Genomic DNA, 18,375 nt, shown 5'->3' on the forward strand with positions numbered 1-18,375 from the left:
ATACTAAGCTTGCAAGCTTGCACTTCATTACAGAAACAGAAGTGAAAGGAGATTATTATTATGGCACAAGGACAATCAGGTTCCAACAATCTCGTGGTTCCTCAGGCAAGAGCAGCACTAAATCAACTTAAAATGGAGGCTGCTCAAGAACTCGGTGTTACGATTCCGCAGGATGGCTATTATGGTAACTATACTTCACGAGAAGTAGGTTCTCTCGGAGGGTATATTACGAAACGCTTAGTCCAATTAGCAGAACAATCTCTATCGGGTAAATAAATGTACACCGTACGTAACGTATCGCTTGATATATGAATTCCATTGTGAAAGCCTAGAGCGATTGCTCTAGGTTTTTTAGCTTATGTTTATTGAATTCATCGTATAAAAAGTTACCGCCTATTTATAGGCGGTAACATCCTTCTACTTGTATATTAGACTCGGGTGCATTCCTCTTGTCAAGAAGAATAATCAATGGACAAGCGTTCATTCATCTTTTCTTCGCTAAGCCATCCAATATATGAACTGATCGGTGTGAAGTGTTTGTCCATAACGACTACAGCTACAAAAGGATACTGCGTTCGGTGAAGATAACGTACATCTACCCATCGAACGACATAACCATTCATGATTATTTCTACATCCGCTACAGCAAAGGAAGTGAAATAAAGGAAAGCTTTTACGTTAGCGTGCTCTTTAGAAGACACAACTGCCGGATGGTTTGAAGAGACTACAGATTGTTGACTCCATTGTAGATCGCTACGGTTCACTCTCCCAATGTCATAACTTCCGTCAGAACGTAACTTGACCAGATGCCATTGCCGCAGATAAACCGTAGGGAGTACATAATATTTATCACCCTCAAGATAACTGGGGTCCAGTCGTACCATTTGCGCTGTTTTTAGGAAATGAACGATGGTTCTCCAAGCATAATAACAGATAGTCACACTATACAGAATTGTGAATAGAGGTGCAGGTTGTACGATCCCAAGAACCCATAGCAAGATTGCGGATAAGTGAGTTCCGAATATAAATGGATCAAAGATGTGAATAATGTTCCATGAAATCCATCGTTCTGTAAACGGCCTAAATGCCTGTGTACCATACGTATTAAACATATCGCTGAAGACATGAACGCATACAGCAATACCAGTCCACAAGCTTAAGTGGAGTACGGATACATCTCGAAATACCAATGTTATTGCCGCGGTGATGAGCACGGTCCATAGAAGTAAAAAAGGAAGGGAATGTGTAATCCCTCTGTGATTACGGATATATACAGCATTATTTTTCAAGCGAAGGACGCCATCGATATCGGGAGCTTGTGATGCAATGACAGTTCCGAAAGCTACAGCGATTGCAAGCGAAGGACTTGCTGCGACAACAGGATCGATATGCGCTAAGCCTGCGAGGGTGAATCCCATAACCAGATGTGTGCCTGTATCCATATGCAATCTCTCCTTTGTGATAACCTTACTATATAGTAAATACCCAATTCTTAGCCATTCTATCGGAAAGCGTAATGACAAATGTCATCAAATTGTCAAATTGAAAGTTAAATAGCGCTGATTGTCGAATACTTTTTACTTCGTATATGATAAACTTTATAGCAGAGGATTTTTATGTTCTCTTTAACACAGAAAAGAGGAGGAGCTTTAGGCGTGGAAAATCATATGAGTTATCAAGTTTCTTCGGACTCCGCAGCGGTTTCTGAAAATAAGAAACCATCTAACGAATCAGGAACCTGGAGAGATTTCATTAATATAACGAAACCGGGCATTGTCCGTTCAAGCTTTATGTCGGCTTTTGCTGGCTATTGGGTTGCATCGCAATGGGATTTTCAGATTGGGAAAATGATTCTAACTCTGTTGGGAACTGTGCTTATTCTGGCATCTTCATGTGTGTTCAATAATTATTTTGACCGTGAACTGGATTTGAAGATGACGCGGACGAGAGAACGTGCACTTCCTACAGGTAGGTTGAAACCAGGGGTCGTGTTATGGTATGCGATCATATTAGGGGTTGTAGGTCTTACGATATTATTCTCTTTCTCGGGGATACTTGCGGGTCTGTTCGGTATCGTTGGGATGCTGGTCTACGTCGTAATATATACACTTTGGTTGAAACGTTCATCTACGTGGAGTACATCCGTTGGTGCAATCTCAGGGGCTGTCCCACCACTCGTGGGTTATGTCGCTGTCACAGGTGAAGTGGATATGGGAGCTGTATTGTTATTTGCATTATTATTTTTATGGCAGCCTCCGCACTTCTGGGCACTAGGGATACGTCGTGTGGAAGAATATCGAGCAGCAGGATATCCATTACTGCCTGTAGTTAAGGGGATCAAACGCACTAAGATCCAGATGATTCCTTATCTTATTGCTTTGATTCCAGTACCCATCCTAATGTATGTGTACGGATATGCCGGTATTTATTACATGATTATTTCATTGGTGTTATCCATTGTGTGGCTTTATCTTTCTTTACAAGGCTTCAAAGCGAAAAACGATGAGGTTTGGGCTAAGAAAGTATTCTTATTTTCGATTAACTACTTAACATTGAGTCTTATTGTTTTAATCATTAACACAACACATTAGATTGTGGAATGATATTCCTAGTGAAATATGGTTTGGGCGAAAGAGGGGTTTTGTGTTTCTCATGCAAACGTTAAAACGTTATAAATGGACATGGATTTCTATTATTATCATATTGATCTTCGCAGCATATTTATTGGTATCATCATTAGGGCTAGGTAAAGAAAAATGGCCTGTTATTGGAACGGTTCAGGATTTCTCATTGGAAAATGTAGATAAGACAACCGTCACTCTTGATGATACGACGGGTAAGGTACGGTTGTTCTACTTCTTCTTTACCAGTTGTCCAGATGTGTGCCCGGTTACGACCTTTATGCTTAGCCAAGCACAGAAGCAGTTGGTGGAAGACGGAACATTTGGCAAAGATGTTGAGTTTGTCTCCATTTCATTTGACCCTGAAGTGGATACGGTAGATAAGATTAAAGCGTTCGGGGATAAGTTCAAAGTAGATTATAATGGCTGGTACTTCCTGCGGGGAGACAAGCAAAAGATATGGGATTTAGCAGAGAAATCATTCAAAACGATGATTATAGGCGATAAAGAAGGTAACTATTCGCATGCTAATCTTATTGCTTTGGTGGATCGGAATAATCAGGTTCGTAACTTATATAACGCGAATGACACGGAAGATGTGTCGGTAGATACACTAGTTAAGGATATAAAGGATCTCGCAAAAGAGTAACTAAGCATACCTTTACATAGGAAACCTCATACTTACCCCTGGGTAGGTATGAGGTTTTCTTGTATATGAATGTCACTTCTCATAAGCTATCGGGCATACTTGAATAGATGATGAATTCATGAAGTGATGCTTTTTCCAATTGCGAAATGAGATACTCATCAGGTGTACCCTCAACACCTGCATAACCACGGCGTGTATACATATGAGCAGCGTCAGGAAAAGAATCGCGCAACACACCACGTATTTTCTTTCCAGAACTGTCATTGTCCATAAATAGATATACTTCATTATCCTCTACCTTGTTAAGTAAGGACTCCAACTTAATGGAGCTCAATGTACCAAATGTACATAGGATGGTTACATCAGGCATAAGTAGGCGTCTCAGCTTACTACGATCATTCTTTCCTTCGACAATAATATATATAGACATAGATGGTTCACCTCATAACGAGAGGAGAGATTCCTCAGAATTCCCCGGGAAATGTTAGAATAAATCGTACGGGTAATTCTAGTGTATCTTTTTTTACGAGTTACATGCAAAACAGTGGATATAGGTCCCCCATGGTTATGGCGGACCCTGTTTTATATTACTTCTATGGATTGATTAACAAAAGATTGGGAATGCGCGTAAAATGATGACTAATAAAATGAAGAGAACGAGTATCATTCCTGTCGTACCCCCGCCAACACAAGGAGCGACAGCAACGGGTAGAGGTTGTGGTACGGGAGGACAACAGTGATTGAATTGGCTCATCATAATTTCACCTCGCTTTCCTTCGTAGTTGATTACCACACAGTATCCTATGTGTAGAAGGGCTAAGGGATTGTGCAAAGGCCTATACAAGTTTGTTTGTATTCATGCCTATAGAACATCAGGGTTGCTGTGTGGATAACGTGTTGCAATGGTCTGACGAGGAATAGGTAACATCATTAATCCAACCATTAACAGTAGGAATGCGATGAAATAGGGTGAAAGCTGACCACGTAGCTGTCCTGCTGTAACGGGTCCAATGAACGAGCCTAGGGACATGGCTATGGATTGGAATGAGAATACTCTGCCTAATCGACCGCCACCACTAAGTCTAATGAATAATAAGGCCATGGCGGGGAAAATAAGCCCTTTCGATGCACCTAACACAAAAAGGATGTAGACTAAAGGGATGTTTGGCAATGCTGCTAAACCGAAGAAACAACAAGCCATGAGCATAATCCCACTAACGACTCGTTTTACAGGAGAGTAACGATTCAGAAAGAATAGACCTAGCGTAAAGAGTGCACCCACACTAAGTATTGAAAATAGAATACCTGTGGACATGATTCCCGATATCCCTGTATTTCGGAGGGGAAGCTCAAAGAAAAGAATACCTTGTGCAAATGCTACAACGAATGGAAGAGTGAAGTAACGCCAAGAGATTGGAGCGGGTTGTGTCTGTGTGAGTGGATCGGATAGAAGCGTATGATCCCTTGCTCCGTCTTTGGAAGCCGATTTCAATATGGATGCCGACGAAGGTACCATGAAGATAGCCATCACGCCAGTGGCAATTAGCAACCAACCAAGACTTTGAAATGTTCCAGAATATCCTGCATTAGCGACAATAAATGCACCTGCGGCAGGTGAGATGACAGAGGCAAGGGTATGGACTACACCATGTCCTGACATATATTTGCCCTGGGTGACTGAATCTTGAGATAGTGAGGCTAGTAGCGTTAGACAAGCAGGTGACAGAAAAGCTAATACAAAACCGCTAAGGGATCGTAATACCAGCAATTGCCACGGAAACGTAACATAGGATTGAAGGAGAAGAATAACGCCAGCGGTTAGAAGACTGAAAATGATGTAACGACGGCTCCCATGGCGATCAATGACTTTCCCTGCAATGATATTACCAGGAAGATGCGTAAGTGCATAAATACCCATCATCCATCCAATAAAGACAGGAGCTGCTCCAATGGAAATGGCAAATGGGGTAAGAATAGGATACTGGGCATGTAGATCGAAAAAGGCCAAAAATAGAAATAGATAAAGCCAAAAAGCCGTTTTCACATCATCACTCCTTTTAAGCGTATTGTTAAATGGCACTGATAATCAACCGTTTATCCCTATCTACTACTTGTACGTTGAAACAGACGTGCATATACCTTTTTTTATATAAGTAGGGTTAAGCTTACAGGTTATCTGGGAATCATGTATAATTAGGGAATGGCCTTCTAATAAATAGATGGTTGTAAGTTAGTTTAGTCGATGGGAGTGTATTAAATTAATGAACGTACAGGTATGGACTGATTTTTTGCAGCAAAACTGGCTAGTGATTGTCATCGCGCTTGTTGTGCTCTTTGTCGTTCTCAATCTAGTCAAGACCATGGTGAAATGGGTACTTGCAATTGTGATTGTGGCAGGACTGCTTATTTATAGCGGTATCTCTCTTGATAAAATCGGAGAAGTTGTTACAACAATAAAAGATGAGACCGTAGATACGGTTAAAAGCGAAGCTATGAATATGATGTTAAAAGAAGCTAAGGATGCAAAGTATACAAAGAACGCTGACGGAAGCTACGCCGTAACGACACCTAATGTGAGTCTGAAAGGTGAGACTGGAACTGAAACGGTGGAGGTTACTTTCAAAGGGGTTCCTTTGGGAGAATGGAAAGTAAATGATACGATCATTACGTTCATTGAGAGTGCACAGAGTAACGGATCAACCACATCTAAGTAAATAGTCCATCCCTGTATATAAATAAAGGGGAGATCAATGACGTGTTCGACACATGGTTTCAAAGTTTACAGGATTTCAATGTAGTCACAATAATCCTATTGTTTATTCTAGGGATATCGTTGTTCCAAGGCTGGCGTAGGGGAGCATCCAATACTGCAGGTAGATTGTTTACGCTGCTGTGTGGCGTTATTCTTACACTCCTTGGATTAGCGATATCCGTTCCTTTTACGCTATGGTTATCATCTCGAGTGCAGTTGTGGTTAGTAGATTATACTACGAAATTGCCGAATAGGGACTTGAATGGTTGGGAGCAGGGCTATTATACATTTATGACGTCCATGGCAGATTTTCCGTTAATGCGTTTTGCGGTGTTGTTTATTATTATTTATTCATTGATTCGATTATTGTTCAATGTCCTCATCTCTTTGATATTTGGTAGAAGAATGTCGTTGTTCTCTAGTCGTAACAAAAGTCCAGCCAACCTACTGAGTCGTCTAGCGGGTCTCGCGATTGGCGGAATAATGGGTGCGTCTCGTTGTATACTCGTTGTCGCTTTTCTGTTTATATTCGTTACGCTATATCCCAACCAGACTTTTAGTCATTATGTTGAGGATTCACCAATCTACCAAGATGGCGCGCGGATGATTATTGAACCACTATCAGGAAATCTGGTTAAAGAAAAACTTCCAGTGTTTACAAAGGCAGTGGAGAAAGAGTTAGGTGGCATTCTTCAGCGTAAGTATGACATCATTGATCGGTCTGTTCCGGCTGATATTGAGTTAGCGGCTGAGAAAATTGCTGGACAAGCTAAGGGTGAAGAACAGAAGGCACGCCTCTTATATGAATGGGTAGGCTCGCGTATTTCTTATGATAATCGTAAAGTGGATGATTATGAGCAAAAGGGAATATGGCATGAACAGACACCACAGAATACCTTTGATACGAAACTTGGCGTATGTATAGATTATGCAAGATTATATGCTGTCATGGCGCGATCACAAGGCCTTAAAGTCAAAGTCGTCACAGGACTTGGATATAATGGACAAGGTGGCTATGGACCTCATGCATGGAATGAAGTTTTTTTAACGAATGAGAACAAATGGATTCCTCTTGACCCGACCTGGGCTAAAAGTGGGAATTGGTTTAATCCTCCTCAATTTGCACAGACGCATGTTAAGGAACAGACATTATAGTAATGAGATAGAAATATATGGAATATTAAAGAGAATTTCCTTAAATAAGGGAATTCTCTTTTTTTGTTGCTTGAAGGTTATTAGGATTTTTTTTGGATGTTGCTGAAGCCACAAATCCATAGGTAGCAGCATGTTTCTTAGTTATTAGGAGAGGAATGGATATCGATTGATGCTTAGGATGTTAAATAGTTTGAATAAAGATATCGTTATATAAATATGTTAAATAACACCTTGAGAAAGCGTATACAAAAATAGGTGTCATAGTGTGACCGGCAGTAAACAAAACAAAGGAGGGAAATTCATGGCGAACGGTAAAAGAAAGTTGTTGCTCATCACAACTACTTTATTGTGTGCATCTTTGTTATTTGGTTGTACAAATAGCAAGGACAAAACAACAGATACTGGTGATGCAGGAACAGGGAAAAACAGTACTCAGACAACCAAGAAAACCATCACGATTACTTATAGAGATGACGGAATTGGTGAGGAGGGCGTGTTCTATAAATGGATTAAGGAAGTATCAGCCAGTTATCCGAACAAGGATGTAGAAATTAAGCCAACGCCAATTCAAGCATCCGAAGGAGATTATTTCGCCAAGATCGCCTTAGCACTGAAATCCAAGGACACGGCGCCAGATATTGTAACGGAAGACACCTTTATTTTGAATTCGGACGCAAGCGCAGGATTTCTTGAACCCATGGATGAACGACTAAAGGGTTGGGAGGATTGGACGAATGGCTCCTTTATTGAAGCTATGAAAAAAGGGGTCACAGCAAGTGACGGCAAAGTATACGGTGTTCCCTATAATACCGATTCCAGAGGGCTCTGGTATAACAAAGAAATCTTTAAACAAGCAGGTCTTCCGGAAGATTGGCAACCTAAGTCATGGGATGATGTCTTAAAGACAGCAAGAACAATCAAGGAAAAGGCAGGTCAGGATATCGTTCCGATCTGGATGAACATGGGCAAGGCTACAGGGGAAGCTACATCGATGCAGACCTACGAAATGCTGCTCTATGGAACAGGGGATAGACTCTATGATGATGCGAGTGGTAAGTGGATCATTAAGAGTCAAGGGATTTTGGATGCTCTGAGCTTTATTGAGAGTGTTAACAAAGAAAAGCTGGGTCCACCGTTATCTAAAGTATTAAACGGGCAAGCAGGAAATACTTCTTCTCGTGAATATTTACCTAAAGGCAAGCTTGCTATCTCACTAGATGGTTCGTGGATTACAGGTAACTATTTTGAGAATGGTGCGGCACCTTGGCCAGAATATAAAGACGTGTTAGGTTTTGCGCCAATGCCAACAAGCAAAGGTCAAGAACCGGGATCGATCACATTAGCCGGAGGGTGGGCATTATCCATTCCAAGCAATGCGCAGCACAAAGACGAGGCTTTTGATTTCATCAAATATGCACTTAATAAAGAGAATACGCAGAAGCTTGTTATTGCATCTGGAAATATAACGGTCCGGGCAGATGTTGCGAAAGATCCAGGTTATACCAAGATGCCGTTTAATGAAATTGCCACGGATTATCTAAAGAATGCTGAATTTAGACCGGCACAGGATAAATACCCTGAAGTGTCTACACAAATACAAACCATGGTTGAATCTGTGGCTACGGGTACGTCTCCAGCGGATGCGATGAAAAAATACGCTCAGGACGTAACAAGAATTGCTGGCAACGATCATGTGATGGAAAAGTAATAGCGGGAATCTTGCTCAAGCAGCCCTAGTGAGTAGGAGTGCTTGGGCAAGCCGTTTTTTTAGATCTTCAGCGTGCGGGAGGAGGACGATGCATGAGTAGCGTGACAGTTGATGTTTCCTATAAAAAAAGAAAAACATATACGTGGCTATATTTTTTACTGCCTTCGATAGCCATTATGCTCGTGTTTTTTATATATCCTATTTTGTTAACATTTTATTATTCCTTCACGAATCTTGCGTTAACTGGAGAAGCTGCAAAGGAACTGAAATTTATCGGATTTGATAACTACATTCGTATGTTTGAAGACCCGACGGTCAGAATTAGCATATGGAATACACTGATTTTCTTGATTGGATCTGCTGTTATTGGTCAGCAAGTATTGGGATTTCTTGTGGCTCTCTTGATGAAGCATAAGAACAAGATGTTTCGACGTGTCATCGGGACGATTGTGTTAGCAGGTTGGGTAACCCCTGAAATTGTGTGTGCGTTATGTCTGTATAGCTTTTTCGGAGATGACGGCACACTGAATGCCATCATTACATTCTTCGGTATTCCGGAAGTTACTTGGTTGTATACCGTTCCCATGATTACCATCATACTTGCGAACATCTGGCACGGTACGGCATTCTCTATGCTTGTGTTTCAAGCTGCACTAGATGATGTGCCGAGCGAGATTGAAGAAGCGGCAGTTGTAGATGGGGCTTCTAAATGGCAAATTCTCACGAAAATCATCATTCCATATATTAAAGATACGATTACCACAAATATGATGCTAGTTACCCTTCAGACGCTAGGGGTATTCGGACTGATCTATGCAATGACCGGTGGAGGGCCTGGAACTTCAACGACAACATTGCCTATCTTTATGTATAATCAAGCCTTTGTCAATTATCAACTAGGCTATGGGACTGCGATATCTTTATTGCTACTCCTTATTGGTATTATTCTGAGTTTGTTCTATATTCGCTCAATGAAAGAGTGAAAATGAAGTAACGCTCACAAAACTAAAGCTTATGCTTCCGGGGTGAGTTTTGTTAGAAGAATAACCGCAGTAGTAACGCTCACAAAACTTTGAGGAGAATTCATATGAATACGAAACAACGTTTAATCATTTATCGAATTATGCCGTATTTGATTCTGGCCGTGATCGGAATTTGTTTCTTACTACCTCTTCTATGGGTTTTTGTCGCATCCATCGATTCCAATGCGATGCAATCTCTTAAAGTACCCAGTCGTATTACCGGGGCGAACTATGTTGATGTGATCACGAATAGTGTGAATCAACGTGCATTTATCATTGGTCTCATTATGTCCGTTGGCCAAGCTGTTATCGTTGTTATATTAGCATTACTTGCCGCGTATCCGTTGTCACGCTATCAATTGAAATATAAGAAGTCATTCATGTTGACTATTTTATTTATGACTTCTTTGCCGATTACAGCCGTTATGGTACCTGTCTATCAATTGTTCTTAAGCATAAAATTATATGACAATATCATTGGTGTCATTTTATTCTTTGTCGCATCATCTATGCCATATGGCATTTGGATGCTGAAAAACTTCATGGATGCAGTTCCAAGTGACTTGGAAGAAGCAGCATGGATCGATGGGGCATCTGTCTTAGTTGGCATTCGAACGGTGGTCGCACCTTTGATGGTTCCGGGTATTTGTACGGTAGCTATCTTTACATTCTCCGGAAGTTGGGGCAACTTTTTTGTCCCCTATATTCTATTACAAACACCTGAGAACTTCCCGGCTTCTTTGAAGTTGTACCAATTCTTCGGCCAATATGGTATGGCAGATTACGGTAAATTAGCGGCGTTTTCTGTGTTATATGCAATTCCTTCAGTGGTCATGTATATTCTCTCTCAGCAGTATATGTCCAAAGGGTTCGGTCTACAGGGTGGCATGAAAGGGTAATCAGATTTGTGATGGATCGCTAGGAGAGAAGTTTGTCGAGGCAGTGAATCTTTGTATTATAGTGTCACATAAAATAATATTAAATTATATAATCATGACGATAATTGTGGGAATCAAAATATATCTTATGTATTTCCATATTTCATTAATCCACAAAATGTATGCGCTAATATTTTATCTCAGTTTGGACGAATGATGTATCAGTTAGTTCGTAAAAAAGGTATCTCAATAATGTTGACTGTACTTGGGTTTAACCTTATGGGGGACGGTCTAAGAGATGCGATGGATCCCAAAATGAAAAATTAGTAGCGTTATGATGACTTAATCTTTAGGAAAAGAAGAACTTTACCCTTTTGGAATGGGGTGAAGTTCTTCTTTTTTTTGGACAATCTATAATTCGAATTTGTAAGGAGTTGTAACTTTTATAAATCTCGTACGTTGATAGGGGTAAGGGGAGATAATATGGAGCCCAGCACATTAGATGAAGTGTATAGGAAATATATGATGGATGTTTACCGTTACTTACGGTTGCTTTGCAGTGACGATGCGACAGCAGAAGATTTGGTTCAGGAGACTTTTTATCGCGCCTATATCCATTTGGAAAATTATAAAGATGAAAACGTAAAACCCTGGTTATTCAGAGTCGCTTATAATGCTTTTATTGATATGTTGCGTAAAGAGAAGCGAAGTGTGGTGCGGGAAAAAGCATTTTTTCACGGATTGGCAGATCCATCCGCTTCAAGGCCAGAGGCACAGCTTCTACGTAAAGAGACTATGGAAGAGGTTAAAGAATGGATTTCAGCCTTACCAGATCTACAGCAACAGGCAATCCTATTATTTGATATGAACCAATTCAGTTATCAGGAAGCCGCAAATATTATGGGTGTTACCTTATCTCACTTTAAAATACTGCTGTTTCGGGCTAGACAAGGGTTGAGGAGAAATCGTGAGAGGAGTGATGACGTTGAGTGAGGAATTCAAGCAAAAGATGAAAAGGTATATGGAGGGTACGCTACCAGAAGAGGAGCGTATGGAGATGGAGAAGGAACTAGAGAAGATGGAGCTCTACCAGTCTTATATGGAAGAAATGATGAGAGACGGGGAAAAGACTGAAATTAAACATCCGCAATGGCATTCGGATTCATCCCGTTTGAATGAAGCGAGGATTCTACGAAAAGGTAAATGGAAAGCACGATTGAGTACTGCTTTTACTATGATCAGTATATTCCTGATCTTTACGTTGATTACATCCATCGGGACAATGGTATTCTATCAATGGGGTGAACCTGATCGTGGCGACCAATATAGAGATGTCGTTAGTTCAGTAGTGAAGATTACTCAGCCCAATATTGAAGTGAACTTAAGCAGTAATGCAGGACCTTATGTGGGAATGCAACTTAAGGGAGAGATTAAGAAGCAGGTGGGTGCAGCTCGGCTTGCCATCGGAGAATTTACAGGTTCATTCTTTTTTAATTTTTTACGCACATATGATTTTGCATGGAATAAGCAGGGACAAAATAATAACGCGATATTTCAGCTACCTGAATCTGAAGGCTTCAATAGTGATGCTGACTGGAAACGTCTAAAGATGCTACCCGAGGGAACGGTGGCTGAAGCCTATGTATCCTATCATAAATATTTCACAACAGATGAGTTGTTAGCTCAGTTCAAGGACAAGAATCTGGAAGCTGTCTGGTATGCTGTAGATATTGGGAACGATAACAAATTCGATCATGGCGACGGAGTCATTATCCAACCCATTGGTTTTCCGAGCAATCCTATTTGGCATCCAGATGATATGACGGTTACGAATATCTCAGAGAGTAAGAAAGGGTGGGGCATGAAGGTGACGATGCGCTCAGCAACTGCTCCGTCTGTCGACACGAATGGGGACGGTGATCTTCGTAACGCTAATTTCATCAAAACATTAAAGTTAATTCAACAATACCCATCCATTACGAAGCGATTGGCACCATTTCACGATATCGACCGTGCTGTATCTTATATTGAAGAGCATGGCGTGAGATTATATGGTGCTGTCGTCACTGGGCCAACGAAAGAATTGTTGAAGTTAAAGGATGATCCATTTGTATCTAGCATACGTATAGGTGAAGTTACATTATGGGACTGGAACGATAAATAAGTGTAGAAATGAGGAGGGGTATTAGATGAAGAATAAAAGGTTCTGGATTCTTATGACGGTAATGTTACTCCTTATCATGTCCTTAACGGGCTGTGTTCCTGGGGATGGGAAGAATACCGTCGACGATCCAGCGGGATTCTTCTGGGGAGTATGGCATGGTTGGATTGCACCGATCTCATTAATTGTTGGATTGTTTAAAGAAGATATTCGCATCTACGAAATCTATAATAATGGTTGGTGGTATGACTTAGGGTTTTATATTGCTATTATTAGCGGATTTGGTGGTATTTCATTATCACGAAGTAAAAAAAAGTATAAGCGACATTAGTGTATTTACTATAGAAATGATATGCCTTCCCTACAATGTGAGCACAAGGGTGGGCTTTTTTTTGTGCACATTGTACAAAAACGCTTATAATAGAGCATTATATATATAACCAATACGAAATGGATGACGGAGTAAGGAGAGACTGACTATGACACTCAAAGAGAAAAGAGAACATCGGCAATATCCCGAACAAACAAAGGTAGATGCTTCACGTGCTACCTATGAACGAGATTATTCAAGACTCATACACTCTCCGACGTTTCGAAGACTTCAAGGGAAATCACAAGTGTTTGGCGCGGGGACAGGTGATTATTATCGAACGAGGTTGACGCATTCGCTTGAAGTTGCACAAATTGCCCGCGAGGCCTCAAGGAGTCTGCTACGCTCCTACCCGGAGGTTACGCTTGAGATGGCGGATAATCCAGGCCTTGTTATCGATCCTGAAGTGGTTGAATGTGCATCTATTGCACATGACTTTGGACATCCGCCGTTTGGACATAAAGGAGAAGAGGTGCTGGATGGTATCCTCGAGCGGTTTATCGAAGAGAAAGTAAAGGTTGCAACCGAGGGAAAAAACGTCTCGCCAGAACATCTTATGAAAGTCCGTAGTGGACTTAAGAACCAATATGAACACTTCGAGGGGAATGCACATAATTTCCGATTAATTATGTTCCTTGAGAAAAGAGAGAATGTGGACGGTCTGAATCTATCGGATGCAGTCTTGCTGGGCATAAACAAATATCCATTTCCAGGTACGGAACTTAAAAAGGGATTATATCAGCATGAATGGCAATATATTTCGCAGATTCGCAATAATTGGGGAATTCCGTATGGTAAGAAGACGTTAGAAGCTCAATTAATGGATTTATGCGATGATATTGCGTATTCATCTCATGACTTAGAGGATGGGATTAAAGCGGGGAAGATAGAAGTGCACGAGCATTTCTTATTTGATCCCTATATAATACGTTTGATCGTGGAGAAGATTACGACGCTTGAGGATTCTTTCTGGGATGGTATGGAGAAAGAACAGATACAGCCGAAGGTGGAAGAAGTATTGTCTTCATTTCTACAAGTATGGAAAGAAAAGATGCCGTTATGTGAGAATGACTATTCACGTACAAGACGTGAAGTGAAAGCGTATTGGGTAAGTTATTTCGTAAGTAATCTAGGTGTTATAGCGGATGGGAATTGGAAGAAGGTCACATTCGTGAAAGACAATGCAGAGAACGAGGACATGCTTCGAACGGTAAGTGTGTTAAAGAGTTTTGCATGGGTTACGATGATTAAGGACTTGCGGGTACAACGTCTGCAAAAAAGAAGCGAATGGATCATTAAGCGACTCTGGGATGCATTCTTAGATCCAGAAGTATCGAAGTCGATTATTCCTTCAGACTGGTTGCAACGATATGAGAGAGATCAGCTGAAGGATCAACCGATGTGGACTTGGGAGCATATGGTGATTGATTACATTGCTGGGATGACAGATGCTTTTGCAGAGAAGATATACAATGAATTATATGGGTTGAAGGTAGGTTCGATCTACGACTTGGATTAAGGATAGGATGATAGTAGACATTATTTAGTTAATAAATGATGTTGGAGTAGAACGTGCGAAGAGGGATATTGTCCGTTATGGATGGTATCCTTTTTTATTTTGAAAAAAAGTTATGGATATTTCAGGTAAATCACATTACAATAACATCCATAGGGATGGTTAATGGATGTTATTCGGATGATAAATGGATGGAGGAGCGTATTGTGTCGGAATTAGAAAAAGTTACGATCAACTTAGGAGCAGTGGATTTAGGTCAGATTGATTTATTGGTGGAGGAAGGATTTTATTCGAACCGGACAGATTTTATTCGCCAGTCGATACGGCAACAACTTATCGTTCATTCTGGAGAGATAAAGCAAACGACAACGTATAAGTATAGTGCGTTAGGTGTGTTTAAATATTCCTTAGATGAACTAGAAGAGTTACAACGAGATAATAAGAAATTGGAGCTTAAAGTGATTGGTACGCTAATTATTGATCAGAATGTCCCTCTTACCTTAGTGCAAGAAACATTCAAGAGTGTTAAAGTATTCGGAATTATTAAAGCAAGAACAGACATCAAGAATTATTTACAGACTTTGCGTGATCTTTCCTAAAGAAAAGAGGAATTCGTAATGAGTCAAGGTAAGACGATGAACAGGCTATTCTTTTATATGAAAAGACAACGGCTACTCTATGCTGGTTTGACGTTCACGATGTTATTAGGTGTCGCCTTAGAGTTGTGGATAGCTTGGTTCTTATCGAATGTGACTAATGCTGCGTCAGTAGGAGAAATAGAGCGCTGGCCATTTTTCATAGGGTTAGGGGCAGTCGTACTGGTCTTGATTGGATTAAATGCTTACTTAGATCATTATTGGAAAACGAAAGTATCTGTGAACATCCGAAAAGATATGCGCAACGATACCATGGAACAATTACTTAAGGTGAGTGTTCCATATCGGGATGATAACCATTCCGGGGAATTATTGTCTCGTATAACAACTGATAATCAAGCGGTTGGGAACGGGTGTGGGCATACGCTCATGTCGTTAATTAAGAATCCTATTCTTATTATGGCTTCATTCGTATATCTACTTCTCATTCATTGGCAGTTAGCATTAATCTGTCTAGGCATTGGTCCTTTGACGGTATTGATCGGCGGCGTATTTGGTAAATTAATGAGATCGAATACGGGGAATTTACAGGAAACGTTGGGACGTATGTCAGCTTTTCTACAGGATGTACTTGGTGGTGTAGCAGTTGTAAAAACATTTGGGTTAGAGCGTAAATTGCTGCGTAAATTCAGTCGACACAATGCTACGCTGGTTCAATTGGAAACAAACGGAGGTAAGATTGAAGGTGCAGCGACTTCAGTTTCAGAAGTATTTGGAAATCTAACTTTTTTGATCGCCATATTAGTTGCCGCATTTTGGGTTGCTAAAGGTTCCTTAGAGGTTGGGGCAATGTTAGCATTCATTCAACTGATGAATTATTTAGTAGGACCGTTCATGCAATTGCCGGGACAGTGGGCTTCATTTCAAGGCTCACTCGGGAGTGCGGATCGTATATTTTCTTTACTGGACGCACCAACGGAAGTTGAAAAGCTACCTGAAGAAGGACACGCCAACAAGGTGTTTAGAAGTTTGACGATGAGTGATGTTACCTTTCAATATTCAAGTTCCAGTACTCCAGTCCTCGATTCTGTATGTTTTCATGCCACCGGCGGTGAGGTTGTTGCGGTTGTAGGAGCAAGCGGAGGGGGCAAGTCGACATTATTCAAATTGTTACTTGGATTCTATCCCATAACAGCAGGCAAGATATCTATTGATGGTAACAATACCGCGGAAATGTCTTTACATGAATTGAGAGGTTACTTCTCATATGTTCCTCAAGAGAACCATCTCTTCACGGGTACCATACGAGATAATATTGCCGATGGAAAGGTCGATGCTTCAGAGGAGGAAATTATGAATGCTGCTCGTAGTGCTAATGCTTATGACTTCATTATGGAAATGGAGGAAGGGTTAGATACGCAAGTTGGAGAACGGGGAACTCGTCTGTCAGGTGGGCAGAAACAACGGATTTCTATTGCTCGCGCCATTTTGAGAAACGCACCTGTATTATTGCTTGATGAGGCTACGGCCGCACTTGATAATGAAAGTGAACGTCTTGTCCAGGATGCTCTATTGAAGCTGATGGTAGGACGCACAACGTTGGTCATTGCACACAGGTTGTCTACCATCACACATGCAGATCGAATTCTTGTGATGGAGAACGGCAGGATTGTGGAAAATGGTCATCATACAGATCTCATGCGACAGGGAGAAAGATACTTTCGGCTCTATACAACTCAATTGCAAAAAGAAGTGACTCATGAAGAGACGCTTAAACAAGGTTAGCTGAATCTAGAGTTTCTTCGCGAAATCATATAAATATAAGAAGAGCCGAGGGGAGGCATCTCCATTCGGCTCTTCTTATATTTCACTCTTAGTATTTCAAATTATAATTGACTAGATTTCGTGGAGGAACTTGTCCTTCTATATAAGCCTTTAAATTATTTATAAAAATATCAATGACACGTTTATCGTAATGTTCGGTGCTCCCCGCAATATGTGATGTCATAATGACTTGCTTCATACTCCACAGAGGATGATCTGTTGGTAAAGGTTCCTCTTCAAATACATCCAGACCTGCGTAACGGATAATGCCATTCTCCAATGCTTCCAATAGAGCATCTGTACTCACTGTAGGACCACGACCTACATTAATGAAGCAAGCACCTGGTTTGATGCTATTAAAGGCCGTTGTATCGAATATGTGATAAGTCTCCTCGGTAAGAGGCAGAATATTAACAATGTAATCACTTTGGGCTAATGCGTGGTGTAAATGTTCCATGGTATACATGGTATCAACGTTCGAATCAGACTTGCCAGAACGCCTTACGCCGACAATATTCATACCAAATGCCTTGGCAATTCTTGCCGTCTCACTACCAATTTCGCCTACACCGACAATGACGATGGTCTTACCTCGTAATTCAGTCAATGTGGCTGATCCGTCAGGTCCCACATTGGAATCCCATCGATTCGCTTGTTGGTTCTGAATCGATTGTTGGATACCTCTGGAGAAGGCTAGAATCATGGCGAAGATGGATTCAGCAATAGGGACGGCATGTACACCGCTGGAAGTCGTCAATAAGATACCTTGTTCAGAGAACTGATTCAAAGGCATCTTATCTACACCTGCAGACCAAGATTGAATCCATTTCAATGGGCTGTCAACTTGGAGAACATGTTGTTCGATGACTTTAGACCATCCCAACAATATTTCGGCTTTCTTTAGAAGTTCTGGATCCAATTCTTTGCTTTTACCTACCGTAATCGTGTACCCCGGAGCAATCTCTTGGATTGTGTTAAGTTGCTGAGGTGATAATTGATGTAGACTAATAATTTGATGCATGATTTCAACCTCCTAAGATAGATCGTGTACATCGTATAAAAAGCATAACAGATTGAACCTTATATATCATATAATCTGGGATATTCCATGATAAATATAGGA

At 40.9% G+C, this 18,375-nt stretch carries 18 protein-coding genes; 14 read left to right on the forward strand and 4 right to left on the reverse strand.

What is annotated here, in order from left to right:
* Positions 1 to 60: 60 nt before the first annotated feature.
* Complete coding sequence (locus tag BW961_RS05855; RefSeq protein WP_068582041.1) at positions 61 to 276, forward strand: alpha/beta-type small acid-soluble spore protein; 216 nt, start codon at positions 61 to 63, stop codon at positions 274 to 276.
* A 176-nt stretch (positions 277 to 452) separates the two neighbouring features.
* Here the strand turns inward: BW961_RS05855 and BW961_RS05860 are convergent, their stop codons facing one another.
* A complete protein-coding gene (locus BW961_RS05860; RefSeq protein WP_068582042.1) occupies positions 453 to 1,442 on the reverse strand; it encodes a metal-dependent hydrolase in 990 nt (329 codons plus the stop codon).
* Between the two features lie 213 nt (positions 1,443 to 1,655).
* On the opposite strand from BW961_RS05860, the gene cyoE reads away from it, so the two are divergent.
* Both cyoE and BW961_RS05870 read left to right on the forward strand, forming a co-directional pair.
* Positions 1,656 to 2,591, forward strand: coding sequence for a heme o synthase (gene cyoE, locus BW961_RS05865; RefSeq protein ID WP_068582301.1), 936 nt, complete (start codon positions 1,656 to 1,658; stop codon positions 2,589 to 2,591).
* A 61-nt stretch (positions 2,592 to 2,652) separates the two neighbouring features.
* Positions 2,653 to 3,270, forward strand: coding sequence for an SCO family protein (locus BW961_RS05870; RefSeq protein WP_068582304.1), 618 nt, complete (start codon positions 2,653 to 2,655; stop codon positions 3,268 to 3,270).
* 79 nt (positions 3,271 to 3,349) lie between these two features.
* Here the strand turns inward: BW961_RS05870 and BW961_RS05875 are convergent, their stop codons facing one another.
* Entirely contained in the window at positions 3,350 to 3,700 is a 351-nt protein-coding gene (locus BW961_RS05875; protein WP_068582043.1) for a toprim domain-containing protein, read from the reverse strand.
* 432 nt (positions 3,701 to 4,132) lie between these two features.
* A complete protein-coding gene (locus BW961_RS05880; protein ID WP_068582044.1) occupies positions 4,133 to 5,314 on the reverse strand; it encodes an MFS transporter in 1,182 nt (393 codons plus the stop codon).
* A gap of 217 nt (positions 5,315 to 5,531) precedes the next feature.
* Between BW961_RS05880 and BW961_RS05885 the strand changes: the two genes are divergently transcribed.
* The 11 genes from BW961_RS05885 (at position 5,532) to BW961_RS05940 (ending at position 17,213) form a co-directional block, all read left to right on the forward strand.
* Positions 5,532 to 5,984 (forward strand): hypothetical protein, encoded by a 453-nt coding sequence (locus tag BW961_RS05885; RefSeq protein WP_068582047.1) that lies wholly within the window; start codon positions 5,532 to 5,534, stop codon positions 5,982 to 5,984.
* Positions 5,985 to 6,025: 41 nt separating this feature from the next.
* Positions 6,026 to 7,177, forward strand: a complete 1,152-nt coding sequence (locus BW961_RS05890; RefSeq protein ID WP_068582050.1) for a transglutaminase domain-containing protein — start codon at positions 6,026 to 6,028, stop codon at positions 7,175 to 7,177.
* 301 nt (positions 7,178 to 7,478) lie between these two features.
* Positions 7,479 to 8,885 carry an ABC transporter substrate-binding protein gene (locus BW961_RS05895; RefSeq protein ID WP_068582057.1) on the forward strand — a complete coding sequence of 469 codons (1,407 nt, stop codon included), beginning with the start codon at positions 7,479 to 7,481 and terminating at the stop codon, positions 8,883 to 8,885.
* Between the two features lie 92 nt (positions 8,886 to 8,977).
* Positions 8,978 to 9,868 carry a carbohydrate ABC transporter permease gene (locus BW961_RS05900; RefSeq protein WP_068582061.1) on the forward strand — a complete coding sequence of 297 codons (891 nt, stop codon included), beginning with the start codon at positions 8,978 to 8,980 and terminating at the stop codon, positions 9,866 to 9,868.
* A gap of 104 nt (positions 9,869 to 9,972) precedes the next feature.
* Positions 9,973 to 10,806 (forward strand): carbohydrate ABC transporter permease, encoded by an 834-nt coding sequence (locus BW961_RS05905; RefSeq protein WP_068582066.1) that lies wholly within the window; start codon positions 9,973 to 9,975, stop codon positions 10,804 to 10,806.
* Positions 10,807 to 11,268: 462 nt separating this feature from the next.
* The gene (locus BW961_RS05915) at positions 11,269 to 11,778 is read left to right on the forward strand and encodes a sigma-70 family RNA polymerase sigma factor (RefSeq protein ID WP_068582071.1); all 510 of its coding nucleotides are present in this window, start codon (positions 11,269 to 11,271) and stop codon (positions 11,776 to 11,778) included.
* Positions 11,771 to 12,949 (forward strand): anti-sigma factor, encoded by a 1,179-nt coding sequence (locus BW961_RS05920; protein WP_068582073.1) that lies wholly within the window; start codon positions 11,771 to 11,773, stop codon positions 12,947 to 12,949. The genes BW961_RS05915 and BW961_RS05920 overlap by 8 nt, the downstream gene beginning before the upstream one ends.
* A 25-nt stretch (positions 12,950 to 12,974) precedes the next feature.
* Positions 12,975 to 13,277: a hypothetical protein gene (locus BW961_RS05925; protein ID WP_068582076.1), complete on the forward strand. Its 303-nt coding sequence runs from the start codon at positions 12,975 to 12,977 to the stop codon at positions 13,275 to 13,277.
* A 148-nt stretch (positions 13,278 to 13,425) separates the two neighbouring features.
* Complete coding sequence (locus BW961_RS05930) at positions 13,426 to 14,835, forward strand: deoxyguanosinetriphosphate triphosphohydrolase family protein (RefSeq protein ID WP_068582078.1); 1,410 nt, start codon at positions 13,426 to 13,428, stop codon at positions 14,833 to 14,835.
* A gap of 203 nt (positions 14,836 to 15,038) precedes the next feature.
* A complete protein-coding gene (locus BW961_RS05935) occupies positions 15,039 to 15,431 on the forward strand; it encodes a CopG family transcriptional regulator (protein WP_211269756.1) in 393 nt (130 codons plus the stop codon).
* Between the two features lie 18 nt (positions 15,432 to 15,449).
* A complete protein-coding gene (locus BW961_RS05940) occupies positions 15,450 to 17,213 on the forward strand; it encodes an ABC transporter ATP-binding protein (protein WP_068582081.1) in 1,764 nt (587 codons plus the stop codon).
* Between the two features lie 88 nt (positions 17,214 to 17,301).
* Here the strand turns inward: BW961_RS05940 and BW961_RS05945 are convergent, their stop codons facing one another.
* A complete protein-coding gene (locus tag BW961_RS05945; RefSeq protein ID WP_068582084.1) occupies positions 17,302 to 18,273 on the reverse strand; it encodes a D-2-hydroxyacid dehydrogenase in 972 nt (323 codons plus the stop codon).
* Between the last annotated feature and the right edge of the window lie 102 nt (positions 18,274 to 18,375).

It is taken from the genome of Paenibacillus macquariensis (assembly GCF_900156375.1).
GTDB classification, from domain to species: Bacteria; Bacillota; Bacilli; order Paenibacillales; family Paenibacillaceae; genus Paenibacillus_AQ; species Paenibacillus_AQ macquariensis.

Excerpts from the sequence above, each read along its gene's own strand:
- BW961_RS05855 (WP_068582041.1), top strand. The coding sequence starts at position 61 with ATGGCACAAGGACAATCAGGTTCCAACAATCTCGTGGTTCCTCAGGCA.
- BW961_RS05860 (WP_068582042.1), bottom strand. The coding sequence starts at position 1,442 with ATGGATACAGGCACACATCTGGTTATGGGATTCACCCTCGCAGGCTTA.
- BW961_RS05870 (WP_068582304.1), top strand. The coding sequence starts at position 2,653 with ATGCAAACGTTAAAACGTTATAAATGGACATGGATTTCTATTATTATC.
- BW961_RS05875 (WP_068582043.1), bottom strand. The coding sequence starts at position 3,700 with ATGTCTATATATATTATTGTCGAAGGAAAGAATGATCGTAGTAAGCTG.
- BW961_RS05885 (WP_068582047.1), top strand. The coding sequence starts at position 5,532 with ATGAACGTACAGGTATGGACTGATTTTTTGCAGCAAAACTGGCTAGTG.
- BW961_RS05895 (WP_068582057.1), top strand. The coding sequence starts at position 7,479 with ATGGCGAACGGTAAAAGAAAGTTGTTGCTCATCACAACTACTTTATTG.
- BW961_RS05900 (WP_068582061.1), top strand. The coding sequence starts at position 8,978 with ATGAGTAGCGTGACAGTTGATGTTTCCTATAAAAAAAGAAAAACATAT.
- BW961_RS05905 (WP_068582066.1), top strand. The coding sequence starts at position 9,973 with ATGAATACGAAACAACGTTTAATCATTTATCGAATTATGCCGTATTTG.
- BW961_RS05915 (WP_068582071.1), top strand. The coding sequence starts at position 11,269 with ATGGAGCCCAGCACATTAGATGAAGTGTATAGGAAATATATGATGGAT.
- BW961_RS05925 (WP_068582076.1), top strand. The coding sequence starts at position 12,975 with ATGAAGAATAAAAGGTTCTGGATTCTTATGACGGTAATGTTACTCCTT.
- BW961_RS05930 (WP_068582078.1), top strand. The coding sequence starts at position 13,426 with ATGACACTCAAAGAGAAAAGAGAACATCGGCAATATCCCGAACAAACA.
- BW961_RS05940 (WP_068582081.1), top strand. The coding sequence starts at position 15,450 with ATGAGTCAAGGTAAGACGATGAACAGGCTATTCTTTTATATGAAAAGA.
- BW961_RS05945 (WP_068582084.1), bottom strand. The coding sequence starts at position 18,273 with ATGCATCAAATTATTAGTCTACATCAATTATCACCTCAGCAACTTAAC.